Annotated in this window: 15 protein-coding genes; 5 read left to right on the top strand and 10 right to left on the bottom strand. The window is 71.4% G+C overall.

Annotated elements, in window-relative coordinates; translation table 11 throughout:
• Window positions 1–28: 28 nt before the first annotated feature.
• The 5 genes from ACZBH1_RS08120 to ACZBH1_RS08100 all read right to left on the bottom strand — a co-directional run bounded on the left by ACZBH1_RS08120 (window position 29) and on the right by ACZBH1_RS08100 (window position 5,017).
• A complete protein-coding gene (locus tag ACZBH1_RS08120; protein WP_452323589.1) occupies window positions 29–1,027 on the bottom strand; it encodes a cyclase family protein in 999 nt (332 codons plus the stop codon).
• A complete protein-coding gene (locus ACZBH1_RS08115; protein WP_336394327.1) occupies window positions 1,024–2,007 on the bottom strand; it encodes a fumarylacetoacetate hydrolase family protein in 984 nt (327 codons plus the stop codon). Before ACZBH1_RS08115 ends, ACZBH1_RS08120 begins: the two co-directional genes overlap by 4 nt.
• A gap of 74 nt (window positions 2,008–2,081) precedes the next feature.
• A complete protein-coding gene (locus ACZBH1_RS08110; RefSeq protein WP_378878704.1) occupies window positions 2,082–3,101 on the bottom strand; it encodes a VOC family protein in 1,020 nt (339 codons plus the stop codon).
• A gap of 105 nt (window positions 3,102–3,206) precedes the next feature.
• Window positions 3,207–3,989: a hypothetical protein gene (locus tag ACZBH1_RS08105; protein ID WP_463646078.1), complete on the bottom strand. Its 783-nt coding sequence runs from the start codon at window positions 3,987–3,989 to the stop codon at window positions 3,207–3,209.
• Entirely contained in the window at window positions 3,986–5,017 is a 1,032-nt protein-coding gene (locus ACZBH1_RS08100; protein ID WP_463646077.1) for a Gfo/Idh/MocA family protein, read from the bottom strand. The genes ACZBH1_RS08105 and ACZBH1_RS08100 overlap by 4 nt, the downstream gene beginning before the upstream one ends.
• Before the next feature lie 104 nt (window positions 5,018–5,121).
• Between ACZBH1_RS08100 and ACZBH1_RS08095 the strand changes: the two genes are divergently transcribed.
• Together ACZBH1_RS08095 and ACZBH1_RS08090 are read left to right on the top strand one after the other, a co-directional pair.
• Window positions 5,122–6,399, top strand: a complete 1,278-nt coding sequence (locus tag ACZBH1_RS08095) for an ROK family protein (protein WP_463646076.1) — start codon at window positions 5,122–5,124, stop codon at window positions 6,397–6,399.
• A 100-nt stretch (window positions 6,400–6,499) separates the two neighbouring features.
• Window positions 6,500–7,957: a hypothetical protein gene (locus ACZBH1_RS08090; RefSeq protein WP_463646075.1), complete on the top strand. Its 1,458-nt coding sequence runs from the start codon at window positions 6,500–6,502 to the stop codon at window positions 7,955–7,957.
• Window positions 7,958–7,973: 16 nt separating this feature from the next.
• On the opposite strand, the gene ACZBH1_RS08085 is transcribed toward ACZBH1_RS08090, so the two are convergent.
• Window positions 7,974–9,119: a Gfo/Idh/MocA family protein gene (locus ACZBH1_RS08085; RefSeq protein WP_463646667.1), complete on the bottom strand. Its 1,146-nt coding sequence runs from the start codon at window positions 9,117–9,119 to the stop codon at window positions 7,974–7,976.
• A 110-nt stretch (window positions 9,120–9,229) separates the two neighbouring features.
• The gene (locus tag ACZBH1_RS08080; protein ID WP_378878714.1) at window positions 9,230–10,276 is read right to left on the bottom strand and encodes a substrate-binding domain-containing protein; all 1,047 of its coding nucleotides are present in this window, start codon (window positions 10,274–10,276) and stop codon (window positions 9,230–9,232) included.
• Window positions 10,277–10,578: 302 nt separating this feature from the next.
• Here ACZBH1_RS08080 and ACZBH1_RS08075 point away from each other — a divergent pair, with 302 nt between their 5' ends.
• From ACZBH1_RS08075 to ACZBH1_RS08065, 3 genes are all read left to right on the top strand, one after another.
• Window positions 10,579–12,054: a sugar ABC transporter ATP-binding protein gene (locus ACZBH1_RS08075; RefSeq protein ID WP_336395037.1), complete on the top strand. Its 1,476-nt coding sequence runs from the start codon at window positions 10,579–10,581 to the stop codon at window positions 12,052–12,054.
• Window positions 12,051–13,115: an ABC transporter permease gene (locus ACZBH1_RS08070; protein ID WP_336394320.1), complete on the top strand. Its 1,065-nt coding sequence runs from the start codon at window positions 12,051–12,053 to the stop codon at window positions 13,113–13,115. Before ACZBH1_RS08075 ends, ACZBH1_RS08070 begins: the two co-directional genes overlap by 4 nt.
• 136 nt (window positions 13,116–13,251) lie before the next feature.
• Window positions 13,252–14,391, top strand: a complete 1,140-nt coding sequence (locus ACZBH1_RS08065; RefSeq protein ID WP_336395036.1) for an ROK family transcriptional regulator — start codon at window positions 13,252–13,254, stop codon at window positions 14,389–14,391.
• A 7-nt stretch (window positions 14,392–14,398) separates the two neighbouring features.
• Here ACZBH1_RS08065 and ACZBH1_RS08060 read toward each other — a convergent pair whose 3' ends face one another.
• The 3 genes from ACZBH1_RS08060 to ACZBH1_RS08050 form a co-directional block, all read right to left on the bottom strand.
• Window positions 14,399–15,391 carry a Gfo/Idh/MocA family protein gene (locus ACZBH1_RS08060; RefSeq protein WP_463646074.1) on the bottom strand — a complete coding sequence of 331 codons (993 nt, stop codon included), beginning with the start codon at window positions 15,389–15,391 and terminating at the stop codon, window positions 14,399–14,401.
• Between the two features lie 4 nt (window positions 15,392–15,395).
• Entirely contained in the window at window positions 15,396–16,265 is an 870-nt protein-coding gene (locus tag ACZBH1_RS08055) for a ThuA domain-containing protein (protein WP_336394318.1), read from the bottom strand.
• 68 nt (window positions 16,266–16,333) lie between these two features.
• Entirely contained in the window at window positions 16,334–17,341 is a 1,008-nt protein-coding gene (locus ACZBH1_RS08050; RefSeq protein WP_452323597.1) for a sugar phosphate isomerase/epimerase family protein, read from the bottom strand.
• Between the last annotated feature and the right edge of the window lie 51 nt (window positions 17,342–17,392).

Genomic DNA, 17,392 nt, shown 5'->3' with positions numbered 1-17,392 from the left:
CCTGTTCTGGATGGTGCGGATGAAGTGGCTAGAGGATGGCGATCGGGTTGATCGGAGACCCGACGGCCCCGGTGATGGGCAGCGGCGCCGCCGAGAGCAGGAAGTCGTAGCGCCCGCCGCGCGCACAGGCGTCGGCGAGGGCGTCGAGGTTCCACATCTCTCCGATGGTCAGCCCCATGTTGGGGATCACCACCTGGTGCAGCGGCTGGAAGGCGGGTGCGTCGAACTCGTTCGGGCGCACCTCGAACCCCCAGGTGTCGGTGGCGATCGCCGCGATCTCGGTGCGGTGCAGCCACCCGGCCGTGGTGAGCGAGAGGCCCGGCGCCGGTCCGCCGGCGTAGTCGCCCCACCCGTCGCGGCGTGTGCGCGCGTACTGGCCGGTGCGCACGAGCACGATGTCCCCGCGGCCGACCCGGCTCGACTCCCCCTGCGCCGCGATGGTCGCCTCGAGGTCGGCGACGGTGATGGCGTACCCGTCGGCGAGCTCGCCGGTCGCGGGCGAGAGGTGGCGGCCGACGTCGAGCAGCACGCCACGGGACACGATGACGGATGCCGCGTGCTCGATGCCCGTGACGAGGTCGCCGTCGCTGGTGACGACGTCGCCCGCCCGCCGGCCGTTCCACGCGTTGCCGTGGTCGAAGATGTGCCCGAGCCCGTCCCACTGCGTCGAGCACTGCAGCGGCATAGCGATGACGTCGTCCGCGCCACCGATGCCGTGCGGGAATCCCTGGTTGCCACGCTCGGCGTCCGTGCCGGTGTCCGTCATGGTGTGCACCGGGTTGGTGCGCCGGCGCCAGCCCTTCTGCGGGCCGTTGGTGTCGAACGCCTGGGCCAGCGAGATCGCCTCGCCGCTGCGCACGAGCGCGGCGGCCTCTGTCCGCTTGGCCTCGTCGATGAAGTTCAGGGTGCCCAGCACGTCGTCCTGGCCCCAGCGGCCCCAGTTGCGGAACGCCTCGGCGCGCGCGGCGATCTCGCCCTCGGGGTCCTGCCGGTCGAGGTCTGCGGGGTTCTCGCTCGGACCGGTCATGCCGCCGGCCCCTCCGCGAGGCAGCGGACGACCTGCGTGCCGAGGCCCGCGATGGAGCCCGTCATGACGTCGCCGTCCCGCAGGAACCGCTTCCAGTGCTGGCCGTTGCCTGCGGGGCTTCCCGTAAGCAGGAGGTCGCCCGGCAGGAGCGGAAGGGTCTGGGATGCGGCGGCGACGAGCGTCTTGACATCGAAGACCAGCTCGGCGGTCGTGGCATCCTGCATCACATCGCCGTTGAGCTCCAGCTTCACCGACAGGTCGCTCGGGTCGACGAAGGTCGACGGCACGAGGAAGGGCCCGGCGGGGAGGAAACCCGGAGCGTTCTTGGAGCGGTACCAGTCGGCGCCGATGTCGCCCACATCGGGCGGGAAGACGCGATCACGGGTCGTGATGTCGTTGACGATGGTGTAGCCGGCGACATGGTCCAGTGCGTGCTCGGGGTCGACGCGGAAGGCCTCGCGGCCGATCACGACGGCCAGCTCGAGCTCCCAGTCATGGGTCTCGCTGTAGTCCGGCAGCACGAGCGGCACGTCGTCGCCGACGACGCACTGGGGCAGTCCCAGGAAGATGAAAGGGCGCCCGCTCGCGGCACGGGCGTCCATGATGCTCTCCGCCTTGGCCCGCACCTCGTCCGGCGACAGCCGCGCCTCGCCACCCTTGGTGAGACCGGCCATGATCAGCTGCACGACGTGCGTGCGGTAGTTGGCGCCCGCCTGCAGCACCTGCCGCGGCTCGACCGGAGCCGTGAGCACGACGTCTGTCAGCGGCATCCATCCCTCGCTCTCCGCGTCGGCGAGCAGGCGCAGGCGGTCCCAGTCGGGCTGTGCGAGGAAGGCGTTGAGGTCGGCGGCGCCGAGCTCGTCGGCCGAGACCGCGCGGATGCGGTCGCCGGCGACGAGGCCCAGACGCACGGAATCGCCGTCGCGGTAGCGCGCGAGGGCGAAGGGGGCGGTGAGTCCTGCTGTCGACGTCGTCGTCATCGTGTCTCCATGTCCGTGGTTCGGAACGTGGTGCGAGGGCGGGGGCGCCGTCGGCACCCCCACCCCCGAGCCTGTCAGCCCTGGCCGTGCTTGGCGTAGGGGTTGAAGAGCGCCGCCTTGATCTCGTCCGGCACGCCCTCCTCGGTCGCCGACGGTCCGTCGGCGGGCGGGAAGGACTCCGTCATCGACATCGGCATGACGCTGTTGCGGTAGAAGTTGTTCGACCCCTGGGACGGCTTCCAGGTGTTCGCCTCCCAGTCCGGCACGTAGTTGCGGTACCCGCCGGTGTTGAGCTCGATGCGCAGCGACGACGGCTCGCGGTAGTAGAGGAAGTTCTGCTCGCCGATGCCGTGGATCGACGGGCCGTACTCGATCGGGTAGCCGTTCTCGCCGAGGACGTCCGCCGCGATGAGCAGCTCCTCGCGCGTGTCGACCCAGAAGGCGTAGTGGTTCACGCGGCCGGCGCGGCTGGAGCCGTCGAGGACGACGCCGAGGTCGTGCGACTTCTCGTTCGTGGTGAGGACCGAGAAGACCGAGATGGGCGCCTCGTCGAGCACCGTGCGCGCCATGAAGCGGAAGCCGAGCACGTCGACGTACCACTGGACGAAGCCGTCCACGTCGCTCGTGGCGATCGTGACGTGGTCGAGCTGACGCGGGGCGCCCGCGACCTTGCTGCGACGCGACGGGCGGTCGGGGTAGATCGACGCGGCGTCGCCCTCGGTGTCGTGGTGGCGGGTGACGTCCCAGTGCAGCGTGAGGGTGTGGCCCCACGGGCCGGTGAAGCGGTAGGCGCGGCCGATCTTGTGCACGTCGACCCACTCGCCCTGGACACCGGCGGCCTCGACGCGCTTGGCGGCCTCCTCGAGCGCCTCCTCGCTGGAGGTGCGCCACGCGGCGGTCACGAGCGAGGGCTCGTCGCCCGGCACGACGACCACGCTGTAGGCGTAGTAGTCGCCCCAGCAGCGGAGGTAGACGGCGCCGTCGACGCGGTCGACGACGGTCAGGCCGACCTGGTTGACGTAGAAGTCGACGGATGCCTCGACATCCGGCGACGTGATCTCCACATAGGAGAGGTGGGACAGGAGCTTGATCATCATCGACCCTTTCGGAAGAGCTGGCGGGTGATCCCGCATCCCACTTTCGTCGGAGTCGGGCATATCCGGGAATGCCATATCGGCTATCCCTCGGATCGACGCCGTTTATGCAGTCATGGCGTCGCCGAGCACCGCCGCCAGCCCGTCGTCGTGCGCGAACTCCGCCACGTCGCGCGTCGCCTGGCCGGCCAGGACCGCCGCGACGGCGCGGCGCAGCGCCACCCGCTCGGGCGACTCGAACAGCCGCGGGAGGACTCGTCGGCCGGCGGCATCGGCGACCTCGATCCGCTGCTGGTGCTCGTCGCCGTCGAACTCGACGAGCGTCTCACCGAGGCGCATGGCGCGCACGCGTCCGAGCGGAGGGGCGCCGGGCGTCGCGGCTGCGATGACGGACGCCGGGACGCCGCCGGGCGCCTCGAGCAGGGCGAGCCCGCGGCCGCCCGACGCCGAGCCGTCGAAGCACGAGGACGACACCCGGGGGTCGGCGCCGAGCAGGACCCGCGTCCAGCCCACCGCGTCACGGAGCGCGTCGCGCAGCGCGCGGGACGGTGCGTGGCACTCCACGGTCGCCGTCGCGAACGGACCGGCGCCGTCCAGCGCCGCGCGGGCGGCCACGACGGCATCGGCCCGGAGCAGCGGGCGATCGAGCACGATCGGGGTCGCGAGCTCAGCGAGCCGCGCGAGGTCGTCGAGGGGCGCCGCCCCCGGGCGCCTCACCACGACGGCGGCGGCGCCGGCGCGGATCGCGCGCTCGGCGGCATCCGTCCATCGCTCCCCGCCGATCGCGACCACCGCGCCGGACGGGTCGCCGGCGAGGCGGACGCTCTGCGGCAGCTCCGCCGCGGCGACGCGATAGGGCTGCAGCGTCGTGGACACCGCGACGGTCACGCCGGCACCCCCGCGAGGCCGGCGGTCTGGTCGGCGAGCGTCGAGGCGTAGCGCACGTCGTCGAGGAGCTCGTCGTACTCCACGGGCATGCCGCTGTCGATGAGCTCCGCGAGCGCGCGCCATTCGGCGAGGTAGCCGTCGCCCGGATCGCGGTCGTACGTCGTGTCGCGGCCGTCCGCGGTGAGCACGCGGACGCCGGCGCTGCCCGCGTGCACGAAGGCGGGCGGGAACGTCACGTCCAGCCGGTCGTGGGTCGTGGTGACGGTGACCCGCCACAGCGCGTCGGCACCGCCGGGCAGCATGACGGTCGTGAACTGGACCGGGATGCCGCTCGCGACGAAGCCCACGGCGAATCCGATCGGCGCGAGGGCGCGCGCGAAGGCGACGCGCTCGAACCGTGGCGCGAGATCGCGGACAAGAGGGAGGTCGTGGATGGCGAGCCCCGTGACCAGCGCCCGGACGACGCCGGCGGCGACCTCCGGGCGTGAGAGATCGGGCGCCGGGCGCGCCGCGAACGGGGCCGCCACCTCGGTCACCACGTCGTGGTAGCGACCGTTCGGCGGGAGGGCGAGGGTCACCGAGATCGAGACGACGGGGCCGCCAGAGGCCGAGAGGTGGTGGCGCGCGCGTCCCCAGGCCGGGTCGTAGTAGTGGTTGGTCCCGACGACCAGCGCGACCCCCGCCTCGCGGCAGGTGTCGACGGCCTTCTCGGCGTCGGCGACACTGGTGGCCACGGGCTTCTCGCACAGGATGGCCCGCTTGCCGGCGGCGACCGCCGCGAGGATGTGACCGGCGTGCTCGTCGGGCGGACTGCAGATCGCGACCACGTCGATGTCCGGGTCCGCCAGCAGCTGCTCGGCGCCGGCCGACGAGCGGGCGCCCGTGCGGGCGGCGAGCGCGGCGGCACGGCCGCTCCCGGCGTCGGCGACGTGCGTCACCGCGAACAGGTCGCTCAGGCGCGCCAGCGTCGGCAGGTGCAGTGCGGCGACGCCGGGGCCGGCCCCGATCACACCGACGCGATGGGTCATCGTCGCCTCCTACTTTTGCGTGAACTTTACCTAAGTTCGGAGCCGTTTGACTATAGATGGTCGGAAATCGGGTTCAACCGCATGTCGTTATGCAAGAATCGACCATGGCCAGGGAGTCCACCTTGCGTTTCGGCGCGCAGACTGACGAGATGACGAGCCTGCTGCGGATCGTCAACATGGTTCGCACGGGCGAGGCGGCGACCCGTCCCGAGATCGGCCGCGTCACGGGCCTCGGGCGCGGCGTCGTGACGCAGCGGGTCGACCACGCGATCGAGATGGGCTACCTCGCCGACGGCGACTTCGGCCCCTCGTCCGGCGGCCGCGCTCCTCGCACCCTGCGGTTCCGCGGGGACGCCGGCCGCATCGTCGTGTGCGCCCTCGGCGCGCTGCACATCCACGTCGGCGTGGCCCACCTGGACGGCGACGTCATCGAGCAGGCGCACTCCGCGTGGGACATCGCCCGCGGACCCGCCGAGACCCTCGACAAGGCGCTCAGCATGATCGACGAGGTGCTCTCGCGGACCGGCGATCTCCCGGTGTGGGGAATCGCCGTCGGCGTGCCCGGCCCGGTGGACTTCGAGTCCGGGCGACCGGTGGCGCCCCCGATCATGCCTGGCTGGAACGGCTTCGACGTGCGCCGGCGCTTCGAGCAGCGCTACGACGCGCCGGTCTGGGTCGACAACGACGTCAACCTGCTCACCTTCGGCGAGCGGGCCAGGCGCGGCGACGAGACCCTCGACCTCATCTACTGCAAGATCGGCACGGGCATCGGCGCCGGCCTGCTCTCGCATGGCCGCATCCACCGCGGCGCGAACGGCGCCGCGGGCGACATCGGCCACGTGCGGGTGCACGACTCCGATCTGGCGTGCCGATGCGGCAAGGTCGGCTGCCTCGAAGCGGTCGCCGGCGGCTGGGCGCTCGTGCGCGACGCCGCCGCCGAGATCGAGGCCGGCGCGACGGGCGCGCTCGCCTCCGCGGTGCGCGAGGGCGCGGAGCTGACACCCGAGCGGATCTCGATCGCCGCGGAGGACGGCGACGCCCTGGCCATCCGGCTCATCCAGCGCTGCGCGCGGGTGGTCGGCGAATCGATCGCGGCCCTCGTCAACATGTTCAATCCCTCGGTCATCGTCGTCGGCGGTGCGGTCGCAGGAGCGGGCGAACTGCTCCTGGCGGAGGTGCGGCAGCGGGTCTACGAACTGTCCCTGCCCCTCGCGACGCGCGACCTGACGATCGCGCAATCCGTCAACGACGTGCGCGAGCCGCTCCGCGGCGGCTTCGAGATGGTGCGCGAGCAGCTCTTCGACGTCACCTTCCCGCGGTGGTTCGGCATCGGCCGCCCCACGATCGGGGCGATCGCGGGCACGCTGGAGGCCGTGGCCTGACTCGCGACCCTCGAAGCTTACTTCTTCCAGAAACCGACATAAGGGTGTAGGTTTCTACCTCAAGCCGGGTCTGCCGGTGCCGGACGAGGAAGCGGGCCCGATGACGTTGCCGATGCTGCTGGAGGACGCGCTGATCGCGACGGACACCGGCTTCGCCCTCCGGGTGAGCCTGCCGTGGATCCGCTCGATGCCGCTCGCCGCGGTCACCGACCTCGACGTGTCGATCGACGGCGAGCCGGTCGTCGTCGACGCCGTGGTCGACGGGCGGAGCGTCCCCCTCCCCGAGCTGTCCCGCGAAGCCGGCTGGTGGTTCATCCAGGACCGCCTGGAACTGCGGGGCGACCGCGTGCCGTCGCCCGGCGCCCACGCCGTCGCCCTCTCGTTCGTCCTCGCCGTCCCGTACCTGCAGGCCGGTCCTTCGGGCCCTCTCACGCTGCCGTTCCGGGCGGAGCGCGTGCTCGACGCGGGGGTCGCGGCATCCGTCGTCGAAGCCGTGGCCGACGACGCCGGGTCACCGTCCACGACGGCTGCCGCACCGCCGACACCCGCTCGGCCGACCCCGCTGCCGGCCGGGTGGACGCTGTCGGCGAGCGCGTTCAACTGGACGCCGGAAGTCATCCGCGCCGAGCGCACGGCCGAGGACGTCGCCGTCGCGGTCGTGACCGACGGCGTCAGCCCGACCCTGGAGATCGAGGCCGGACAGGTGTGGCGCACCTTCCCGCAGCCCTCCGATGCCGAGGTCGACCGCCTGCGCGAGCGGCTCACCACCGCCGGAGGGGCGGTGACGATCGTCGGGGCGAGCCTGGACGACTGGGCGCTGCCCGCCCGCCGCCGCAGCGAGGCCGAGCGACGGGGATTCCTCGAGCCGCAGCTGCGTGCCGCGGCCCGGCTCGGTGCGCGCGGTGTTCGCGTGCCGTTCGGGCAGGCGGGACCCGAGCTGCTGCGCCTCGTCCAGCCCGTGCTGGAGGAGCTCGACATCGTGCTGTTCGAGGAGATCCAAGGCCGGCAGACCCTGGACGAACCCGGGACCCTGGCGAATCTGGAGCTCCTCGAGGAGCTCGGCGATCCGCGCGTCCGCGTGCTCATCGACATCAGCATGCTGATGCCGTCACTGCCGCCCACCTACGTGGAGGAGCTCCGCCGCGGCGGGGTCGAGGAGGAGCTCGTGGTCCGGCTGGAGCGCGAGTGGCGGGCGCCCGAGACGCACGAGGCCGTGCTCGCCGCGTTGCGCGGCGGACGCGTGCCGCCCGTCGTGCACACCCTCTTCATGAACCTGCTGGTGCGCTTCGGCCGTTCCGAGGTCTCCGACCTCGAGCCGCTCCTTCCGCTCACCGCCGGCGTGCACCTGAAGTTCTGGGACCTCGACGACACCGACGGCCGCGTGTCACGCCCGATCGCCGACATCGACGGCGCGCTGCGCCGCACGGGCTTCTCCGGGTCGCTGACCAGCGAGTGGGGCGGGCACGAGTGGCTCGACGAGGACTCCACGACGATGACCCGCGCGCACCTGGACCTCGCCCGGCGCGCGCTGGCCGAAGCATCCGTCCCCGCCGTCTGACGGGGACCGGTCCGGCTCAGCTGCCGGTCGGCGTCCAGACGCTGCCGTCGTTCGAGCTGCGCTCGACCGCGCCGAGGACGCGCTGGATGTGGAGCCCGGCCTCGAACGAGGGCTCGGGCTGCGTGCCGGCGGCGATCGCCGCCACGAGGTCGACGACCTGGTGGCTGAAGCCGTGCTCGTAGCCCAGCATGTGCCCGGTCGGCCACCACGGCGCCAGATAGGGGTGGTCGTGCTCGGTGACGAGGATCCGGCGGAAGCCCTGCTCCGTCGCGGGAAGCGTCGCGTCGTAGAAGCCGAGCTCGTTCATGCTCTCGAGGTCGAACGAGATCGCGCCGAGAGACCCGGCGACCTCGATGCGCAACGCGTTCTTGCGCCCGGTGCGGAAGCGCGTCGCCTCGAACGAGGCCAGCGCGCCGGACGAGAGGCGGCCGGTGAACAGCGCGAGGTCGTCGACGGTCACCGCCCCGCGCTCCTGCCGGGCCGTCCCGGAGAGCCCGACGCCCTCGCCGAGCAGGGGCCGCTCGGTCACGATCGTCTCGAGGATGCCCGAGACCGTCTCGACGCGCTGCCCGGTGATGTACTCGGTCAGGTCGACCGCGTGGGCGCCGATGTCGCCCAGCGCGCCGGAGCCCGCGCGATCCTTCTGCATGCGCCACGTCAGCGGCGCCTCGGCGTCCATCAGCCAGTCCTGCAGGTACTCGGCGCGCACCTGGCGGACATCGCCGATGCGGCCGGCCGCGACGAGGTCGCGCGCGAACGTCGCCGCCGGCACCCGGCGGTAGGTGAAGCCGACCATCGAGCGGATGCCACGGGCCGCGGCGCGGGCGGCGGCCTCGGTCATGGCCTCCGCCTCGGCGACGGTGTTGGCCAGCGGCTTCTCGCAGAGCACGTGCTTGCCGGCGTCCAGGGCGGCGATCGCGATCTCGGCGTGCGTGTCGCCGGGCGTGACGATGTCGACCAGGTCGATGTCGTCACGGCTGATGACCTCGCGCCAGTCGGTCGCGCTCTCGCGCCACCCCCACTTGTCGGCCGCGGCCGCCACGGCGGTGGCGTCACGCCCGGCGACGACGTCCATCGACGGCGCCAGGGGCAGGTCGAAGAAGCGCGGCGCGACGCGCCAGCCTTGCGAGTGCGCGGCGCCCATGAAGCCGTAGCCGATCATGGCGACGCGCAGCGGACGGGTGGCGGCGGTGTGGTCGGTGGTCAACGCGAATTCCCTCCGGGAGCAGGTCGCGGGCGCCCGTGTCGAAGACGGGCGCCCGCGAGGATGGATCATTCGAACGACAGGTCGATGAACTGGTCGACGTTGTCCTTCGTGACGACGGGCGCGTCGAGCACGACCCGGTTGGGGATGCTCGGCGTGATGAGGTCGCCCATGGTCTTGCTCTGCGCGATGAGGCGCGCGAGCGCGACGCCGTCGGCCGCCTGCGTCGACGGGTAGATGACCGTGGCCTTGAGCACCGTGTCGTCGGCCTCGATCGCCTCCATGGCGCTGCGGCTGCCCGCCCCGCCCATCATGAAGAACTCGTCGCGGCCGGCCGACTCGATCGCGGCGAGCACGCCGATCCCCTGGTCGTCGTCGTGGTTCCAGATGGCGTCGATCTGCGGGTTGGCCGAGAGCAGCTGGGATGCCGCCGCCTCGCCGCCGGCGACCGTGAAGTCCGCGGCCACTCGGGCCGAGACCTCGAGACCGCAGTCGCCGAGCGCGTCGGCGAAGCCGTCGGACCGGTCCTGCGTCAGCGGCAGCGAGTCGATGCCGGCGATCTCGGCGACGATCGCGTCGGGGTTGTCGCCGAGCTGTTCGCAGATGTACGTGCCGGCGCTGACGCCCATGCCGTAGTTGTCGCCGAGGATCGTGGTGCGCGCGGCGAAGGGGCTCGAGAACTCGCGGTCGACGTTGATGACCGGGATGCCTGCCTCCATCGCCGCGATGGCCGCCTCGGTGAGAGCCGCGCCGTCGGTCGGCAGCAGCACGATCGCGTCGACCCCGTCGTTGACGAAGGTCTCGACGGCCGCGATCTGCGCGATCGGGTCGTTGGTGCCCTCGGCGACGCGGAGCTCGACGTCGTCGAAGCTGTCGGCGGCCGCCTGGGCGCCGGAGTTGATGGCGCCGAGCCAGCCGTGGTCGGCGGCGGGCCCGGAGAAGCCGATGACGACCGTGTCGCCGGACTCGGCGTTCTCCTCCGACGACGTGCCCTGGTCGACGACGTCGTCCTCGTCGGCGCCGGTGCCGGTGCAGCCGGCGAGCAGGCCGACGGCGGCGACGACGGCGGTTCCGGTCAGCAGCAGCCGTGTGCGCACCTTCAGGTGTGAGCGCATTCTTTCCTCCTTGAAATGTGATGCAGGGCGGCAGCGCACGGGGCGAGCTCGGAGCAAACGGCGCACGGGCCGGCCGTCCACGCTGACGGCATCACGGTAGCAGGCGCACTGCCGATCCGACAGCTTTTGCATTAGTTGCGGCAAAAGCGTTTTTCCGAAACTTCCGCTCTCGAGAGCGGAAGGGACGGGCGGGGAGCCGACAAGCGCCGCCATTCGCGAGCATCGACGCGCGGAAGCGCGCATGTTATGTTCATGCCGTGATCAAAGACGACCATGAATCGGCGTTACTCGTCGTCCGGGGCGTGACGAAGTCGTTCGCCGGAGTCAAGGCGCTCCGAGGAGTCGACCTGGACGTGCGTCCGGGCGAGGTGCACTGCGTCCTCGGTCAGAACGGTGCGGGCAAGTCGACGCTCATCAAGACGCTCGCCGGGGTGCACCGCCCCGACGAGGGCGTCATCACGTGGCTCGGCGAGCAGGTCGTCATCCCAGACCCCGAAGCGGCGATCGAACTCGGCATCGCGACGATGTACCAGGAGCTCGACGTCGTCGACGGCCTGACGATCGCCGAGAACATCTTCCTCGGCCACGAGCTGTCGCGCGGCGGCTTCACCAAGCGATCCGAGGCGGCCAGGCAGACGCGGGAGCTCCTGCGCCGGCTCGGCCATGACAAGCTGTCGCCGCACACCGAGGTCGGCACGCTCAGCGCGGCAAACAAGCAGATCGTGAGCATGGCGCGAGCGCTCTCGCACGACATCAAGCTCATCATCATGGACGAGCCCTCCGCGGTGCTCGACACCGAGGAGGTGAAGAACCTCTTCCACGTCGTCCGGGAGCTCACGGCGGCCGGCATCGCGGTGGTGTACATCACCCACCGCCTCGAGGAGATCCGCCAGATCGGCGACCGCATCACCGTCCTCAAGGACGGCCGCTCGATGGCCAGCGGCATCCCCGTCGCAGACACCCCGACCTCCGAGCTCATCCGGCTCATGACGGGCAGGGAGGTCGAGAACGTCTTCCCGCCCGCCGCGCCGATCCCCGCCGACGCGCCGCTCGTGCTCGAGGTCGAGGATCTGGCGCTGGGCGGGCTCTTCGCCGACGTCTCGTTCTCGGTGCGCGCCGGCGAGATCGTCGGGCTCGCCGGGCTCGTGGGATCGGGGCGCTCCGAGATCCTAGAGACCGTGTACGGCGCGCGCAAGGCGACCGCCGGCTCGGTGAAGGTCGGTGGGAAGCCCCTCCGCCGCGGCTCGGTGGTCCACGCGGTGCGCGCGGGGATCGGGCTGTCCCCCGAGGAGCGCAAGAGCCAGGGGCTCGTGCTCGACGAGCCGATCTTCGTCAACGTGACCCTGTCGTCGATGTCGCGCTTCGCCAAGGCGGGCTTCCTCGACGAGCGGTCCGAGCGGAAGATCGCGCGCGAGCAGATCGATGCGCTCGAGCTGCGCCCTGCCGATCCCGACCGCCCCGCGATGACGCTGTCCGGCGGCAATCAGCAGAAGATCCTCCTCGCCCGCTGGCTCGTCCACGGCACCCGCGTGCTGCTGCTGGACGAGCCGACGCGCGGCGTCGACGTGGGCGCACGCGCCGAGATCTACGCCCTGATCCGCCGGCTCGCCGCCGCCGGCAACGCGATCGTGATCGTCTCGAGCGAGATCGAGGAGGTGCTCGGCCTCGCCGACACCGTCCTCGTCGTCGCCGACGGCCGCGTGCTGAAGACCCTTCCCGCCTCCCAGATCGACGAGCACGGCGTGCTCGACCTCGTCATGAAAGGAACCGCCGCGTGAGCGAGCAGACCACCCAGGGGACGGCAGGCGTCCCCACTGCCGGCGAGGCGCCGCCGCCCGCCGGCGCCCCCGGACCCTCCGGCAGGTCGGGCCTCCAGCGCGTCATGTCGGGCTCCGTCGGCCGCAACCTCGGCCTCGTCGCCGCGCTGGTGGTGCTGATCATCGTCGGCGCCGTCACCGCCCCCGACACCTTCACCAGCGTCAGCAACGTCCTCACGATCCTCCGTCAGGCGTCGATCATCGGCGTGGTCAGCATCGGCATGACGCTGGTCATCATCGCGGGCGGCATCGACCTGTCGGTCGGGTCGCTGATCGGGCTCGCCTCCGTCGTCGCGACGCTCGCCGCGGTCCAGGATCTCGCCGACCAGCTTCACTGGTTCGTCATGATCCTGCTCGCGCTGCTCGTCGGCTTCGGCGCCGGCCTCATCAACGGCATCGTCATCGCATACGGCAAGGTGGTCGCCTTCATGGCGACCCTGGCGATGCTCGTCGGCGCACGCGGCCTCGCCGAGATCCTCGCCGAGCGCCGCACCCTCCAGGTCGGCAATCGCGACTTCATCGAGTTCATGAACCTCGACATCATCGGCGTCGACATCCTCATCTGGATCTTCGCGATCGTCGCGGCGATCGGCTGGGTGGTGCTCAACCGCACGACGTTCGGCCGTCGGACGGTCGCCATCGGCGGCAACCGCGAGGCGGCGCGCCTGGCCGGCATCAACGTCAAGCGCCACACCATGTGGCTGTACTCGATCTCGGGGCTGTGCGCCGGGATCGCCGCGATCATGTACCTCGGCCGCACCACGGCCGGCACGTCGACGCACGGCACGCTCCTCGAGCTCGACGCGATCGCCTCCGTGGTCGTCGGCGGCACACTCCTCATCGGCGGCCGCGGCACCATCACCGGAACCGTGTTCGGCGTGCTCATCTTCGCCACGCTCAGCAACGTGTTCGTGCAGAACAACCTGAACTCGTCGGTGCAGGCCGTCGTGAAGGGCATCATCATCGTGGTGGCGGTGCTCCTGCAGCAGCGTTTCGCCCGGCCCACCGGGCGCGCGACGTGAGGGCTCCGGCCGTCGCGGGGGCGCGGCATCCGTCGATCCCCGGCGCGGCCGCCCGACCGCGGCGTGGTCCGCGTCCTGATTGACTTCCGTCGTGGTCACTCTCTCTCCAGAATCGGCTGCGGCGGGCACCGGCGCGATGGAGCTGTTCCAGCTGCTGCGCGACGGTGTGCCCCGCACCCGCGCGCAGCTCGCGAAATCCACCGGCCTGGCCCGGTCGACGATCGCGGCGCGGGTCGAGGAGCTCATGCGGATGGGGCTCATCATGCCGGTGGCGGATGCCGCGTCCACCGGTGGCCGGCCGCCCTCGCAGTTCGCGCTCAACCCCAGCGCCCGCGTCGTGCTCGCCGCCGACATCGGCGCGTCGCACACCACGGTCGCGGTGATGGACCTCACGGGCGCGATCCTGGCGACCCGCACGGAGTCCCGGGCGGTCGCCGAGGGGCCCGAGCCCGTGCTCACGTGGGTGGTGGACGCCGCCGCCGGGCTCCTCGAGGAGGCGGGGCGCGACATCCGCTCGCTCGTCGCGATCGGCATCGGCGTGCCCGGCCCGGTCGAGCACTCGACCGGTCAGCCGGTCAACCCGCCGATCATGCCGGGCTGGAACCGGTTCGACGTGCCCGGCTGGGTCCAGCAGCACCTGCAGGTGCCGGTGCTCGTCGACAACGACGTGAACATCATGGCGCTCGGCGAACGGGCGACGGCGTGGCCGGCCACGGCTCACCTCATGTTCGTCAAGGTCGCCACGGGCATCGGCGCAGGCGTCATCTCGGGCGGCGAGCTCCAGCGGGGCGCGCAGGGCGTCGCCGGCGACATCGGCCACGTGCGCGTCGCGCGGGGGTCGTCGGTGCCGTGCCACTGCGGGAATCAGGGATGCCTCGAGGCCATCGCGTCGGGGCCCGCCATCGCCCGCGCCCTCCGCGCCCAGGGCGTGCCCGCCGAGAGCGGCGACGACGTCGTGGCGCTGGTGCAGCGGGGCAGCCTCGATGCGATCCAGGCGGTGCGCCAGGCCGGACGCGACATCGGCGAGGTGCTGACGGCGTGCGTCAGCCTCATGAACCCGTCGGTCATCGCGATCGGCGGCTCGATGTCACGCGTCGGGGAGCACCTGATCGCCGGCGTGCGCGAGGTCGTGTACACGCGGTCCATGCCGCTGGCGACCGAGCACCTCGCCATCGTGCCGTCCGCCGCCGCCGAGAACGCGGCCGTCATCGGTGCCGGGATGCTGGCGATCGAGCACGCGCTCTCGCCCGAGGCCTTCCACTCGCTCGCCGGCTGACGCGGCGTCAGCGGGGTTCGAGACCGGCGGCGCGGTAGATGTCGTCGACGATGCGCATCGTGCCGACACCTCGCTCGGCGTCGAGGATGCTGGGAGAGCCGTCTTGGAGCACCGCGGCAAGATGCTCGAGTTGGCGCGCGTAGCTGTTCTCACCCTCGGCGGCCTTCTCCTCCAGAAGCAGCTCGTCGCCGGCGGTGACCCGCAGCGCCGCTCCCCACTGCGGCACGATGACGCTCGTGGCCTCCAGGCGAGCCTCCGATCCCTCGAGCCGCAGCGACATCGCGCCCCGGTCGTCGCCGATGAAAGACGCCCGCACGCGCGCGGGGGCACCTGACGGAAGCCGCAGGAGGGCGTCGGTCTGCAGATCGATCCGCGGGTCGTCGTCGTAGAGCACCGCCAGGGCTGACTCGACGACGGGCTCGCCCCAGGCCGCGCGGATGAGGTCGACCGCATAGCATCCGACGTCCATGACCGCCCCGCCGCCGAGGTCGCCGTCGAGGCGGATGTTGCCCGGCTTCACGACGAAGTGCGGGATGCTGAAGTCGACGTCCACGCGCTCGATGTCGCCGAGGACACCGGACGCGATCACCTCGAGAAGACGCCGTGTGAAGCCGTGCAGTCGGTAGTGGAAGCCGACGAAGGCACGCCGGCCCGTCGCGGTCGCGGCGTCGGCGATGGCCGATGCCGTCGTGCCGTTCACCGACAGCGGCTTCTCGCAGAGCACGTGCTTCCCCGCCTGCAGCGCACGGGTCGCCCACTGGGCGTGCGTGATCGGCGGGAGCGCGAGGTAGACGAAGTCGATGTCGGGATCGCCGAGGATCGTCTCGTAGTCGCCGTGCTTCGGCAGATCGCACCGCTCGGCGAAGGCTCGAGCGCGCTCCGGGTCTCGCGCGCCGATCGCGACGACGCGAACACCCCCCACATCGCGGGCGGGTTCCACCATCGCCCGCTCCGCGATCCCACCGGCACCCAGGATGCCGATCCGCAGCTCCGACGACATGATCTCATCCCTCGTGGTTGTAGTACGGCCAGGGCAGGAACCGGCGATCTCCGCGACGGTCGGGTCCCTCGAGCGTGACCTCGCCGGTCGCGGCCCATTCGACGCCCCGCGGGAACATGCGGATGAACTCGATCCGGCGGAACGTGTCGATGTCGTGGCCGATCGTGATCGTGAAAGATCGCCCCGCACCGTACTCGTTGATCCAGGCGATCGGCTGGTCGGTGTTCATGCCGGGCAGCGCCGCGAGCCCCGCCTCGGGGATCGCGACGGGATAGTGCGACATCGGCCACATCGGCGCCTTCTCGTACGACTCGAGGTCGTCGTAGGTCGTCAGCAGCACCCGGGCGCCGTCGAGGATCTCGACGCCGGTGAGGATGTCGTCGCCGGTCACGGTCCAGCGGGCGCTGATGCCCTCGGTGATCGGATGCCGCGGCTCGACGGTGTCGAGCTGCGCCTCGCCCCACGGCCGCGGTCGCAGGCCGCCCGCGACGGTGAGCCGTGAGCCGCGCATGACGTCGTATTCCGCGGGGTAGCCCCAGTCGTCCTCCTGAGCGGCCGAGCCGTGGAACCACACGATGCCCTTGCCGTCGTCGTGGACGAACTTCAGGAGCGCGGCATCCGTCTCCGATCCGAATCCGACCGCCCTGTCGAAGTAGCCGTCGCGCCCCTCGAACACGACGATGACGACGTCGTACTTGTCGATCACCTCCGCGCCCAGGCCGCGCGGGTCCTCCACGACGCGCACCCGGAAGCGGCCGGTGTCCTCCAGCAGCGTCGTGAGCCACTGGTTGTGCAGCCGGAAGCTGCGGAACTCGTTGTCGTGCTCGCGGGTCATGTGACCCGAGAGGATGAGCACGTTCAGCACGTCGGACATCGGGGCGCTCCTTGCGTCCGGGCACGCCGCGCACCGGCCCCGGCGGGCCGGTGCCGGGCGTGCGGCGGCTAGTCGGTCTTGGTCGAGAAGGCGGCGTCGAAGGCTGCGGCGGGCGGCGTGATCGCGTTGAGCTTGCGCACGAACTCGATCGCCTCGGGGGCGCCGTGCAGGCGGTCCATGCCGGCGTCCTCCCACTCGATCGAGGTGGGCCCGTCGTAGCCGATGGCGTTGAGCGCGCGGAACAGCGGCTCCCACGGCACCGCGCCGTGCCCGGTCGACACGAACGTCCAGCCGCGACGCGGGTTCGCCCACGGCAGGTGCGACCCGAGCACGCCGTTGCGGCCGTCGAGGTTGGTGATCGACTCCTTGACGTGCACGTGGAAGATGTGGTCGGCGAAGTCCAGCACGAACGCGACCGGGTCCAGCTGCTGCCACATGAAGTGCGACGGGTCGAAGTTGAGGCCGAAGCTCTCACGGTGGCCGATGGCCTCCAGCGTGGCCTTGGCCGTCCAGTAGTCGTACGCGATCTCGCTGGGGTGCACCTCGAGGCCGAAGCGCACCCCGACCTCCTCGAACACGTCGAGGATCGGGTTCCACCGGTCGGCGAAGTCCTGGTATCCGGCGGCGATCCACTCGTCCGAGGCCGGCGGGAACATCGCGACCGCCTTCCAGATCGACGAGCCCGTGAAGCCGTTGACCGTCTTCACGCCGAGCTTCGCGGCGAACCGGGCCGTGTTCTTCATGTCCTCCGCGGCCCGCTGTCGAACGCCTTCCGGCTCGCCGTCGCCCCACACCCGGGAGGGGAGGATGTCCTTGTGCCGCGCGTCGATCGGGTCGTCGCACACGGCCTGGCCGGTGAGGTGGTTCGAGATCGCCCAGACCTTCAAGCCGTTGCGCTCGAGGATGTCCTTGCGGGACTGCACGTACTCGGCGTCGTCCCACCGGGACACGTCGATGTGGTCGCCCCAGCAGGCGATCTCGAGGCCGTCGAAGCCCCACTCGCCGGCGAGTCGTGCGACCTCCTCGAACGGCAGATCGGCCCACTGGCCCGTGAAGAGGGTGATCGGACGAGGCATCGAAGCTCCTTTGCTTTGTTGTTTCTACAAACCTATCCGGCGATCCGCCCG

This window comes from Microbacterium sp. ZXT2-5 (genome assembly GCF_055329545.1).
The sequence above is the reverse complement of the archived record's forward strand: the minus strand, read 5'-3'. Positions and strand labels throughout refer to the sequence as shown.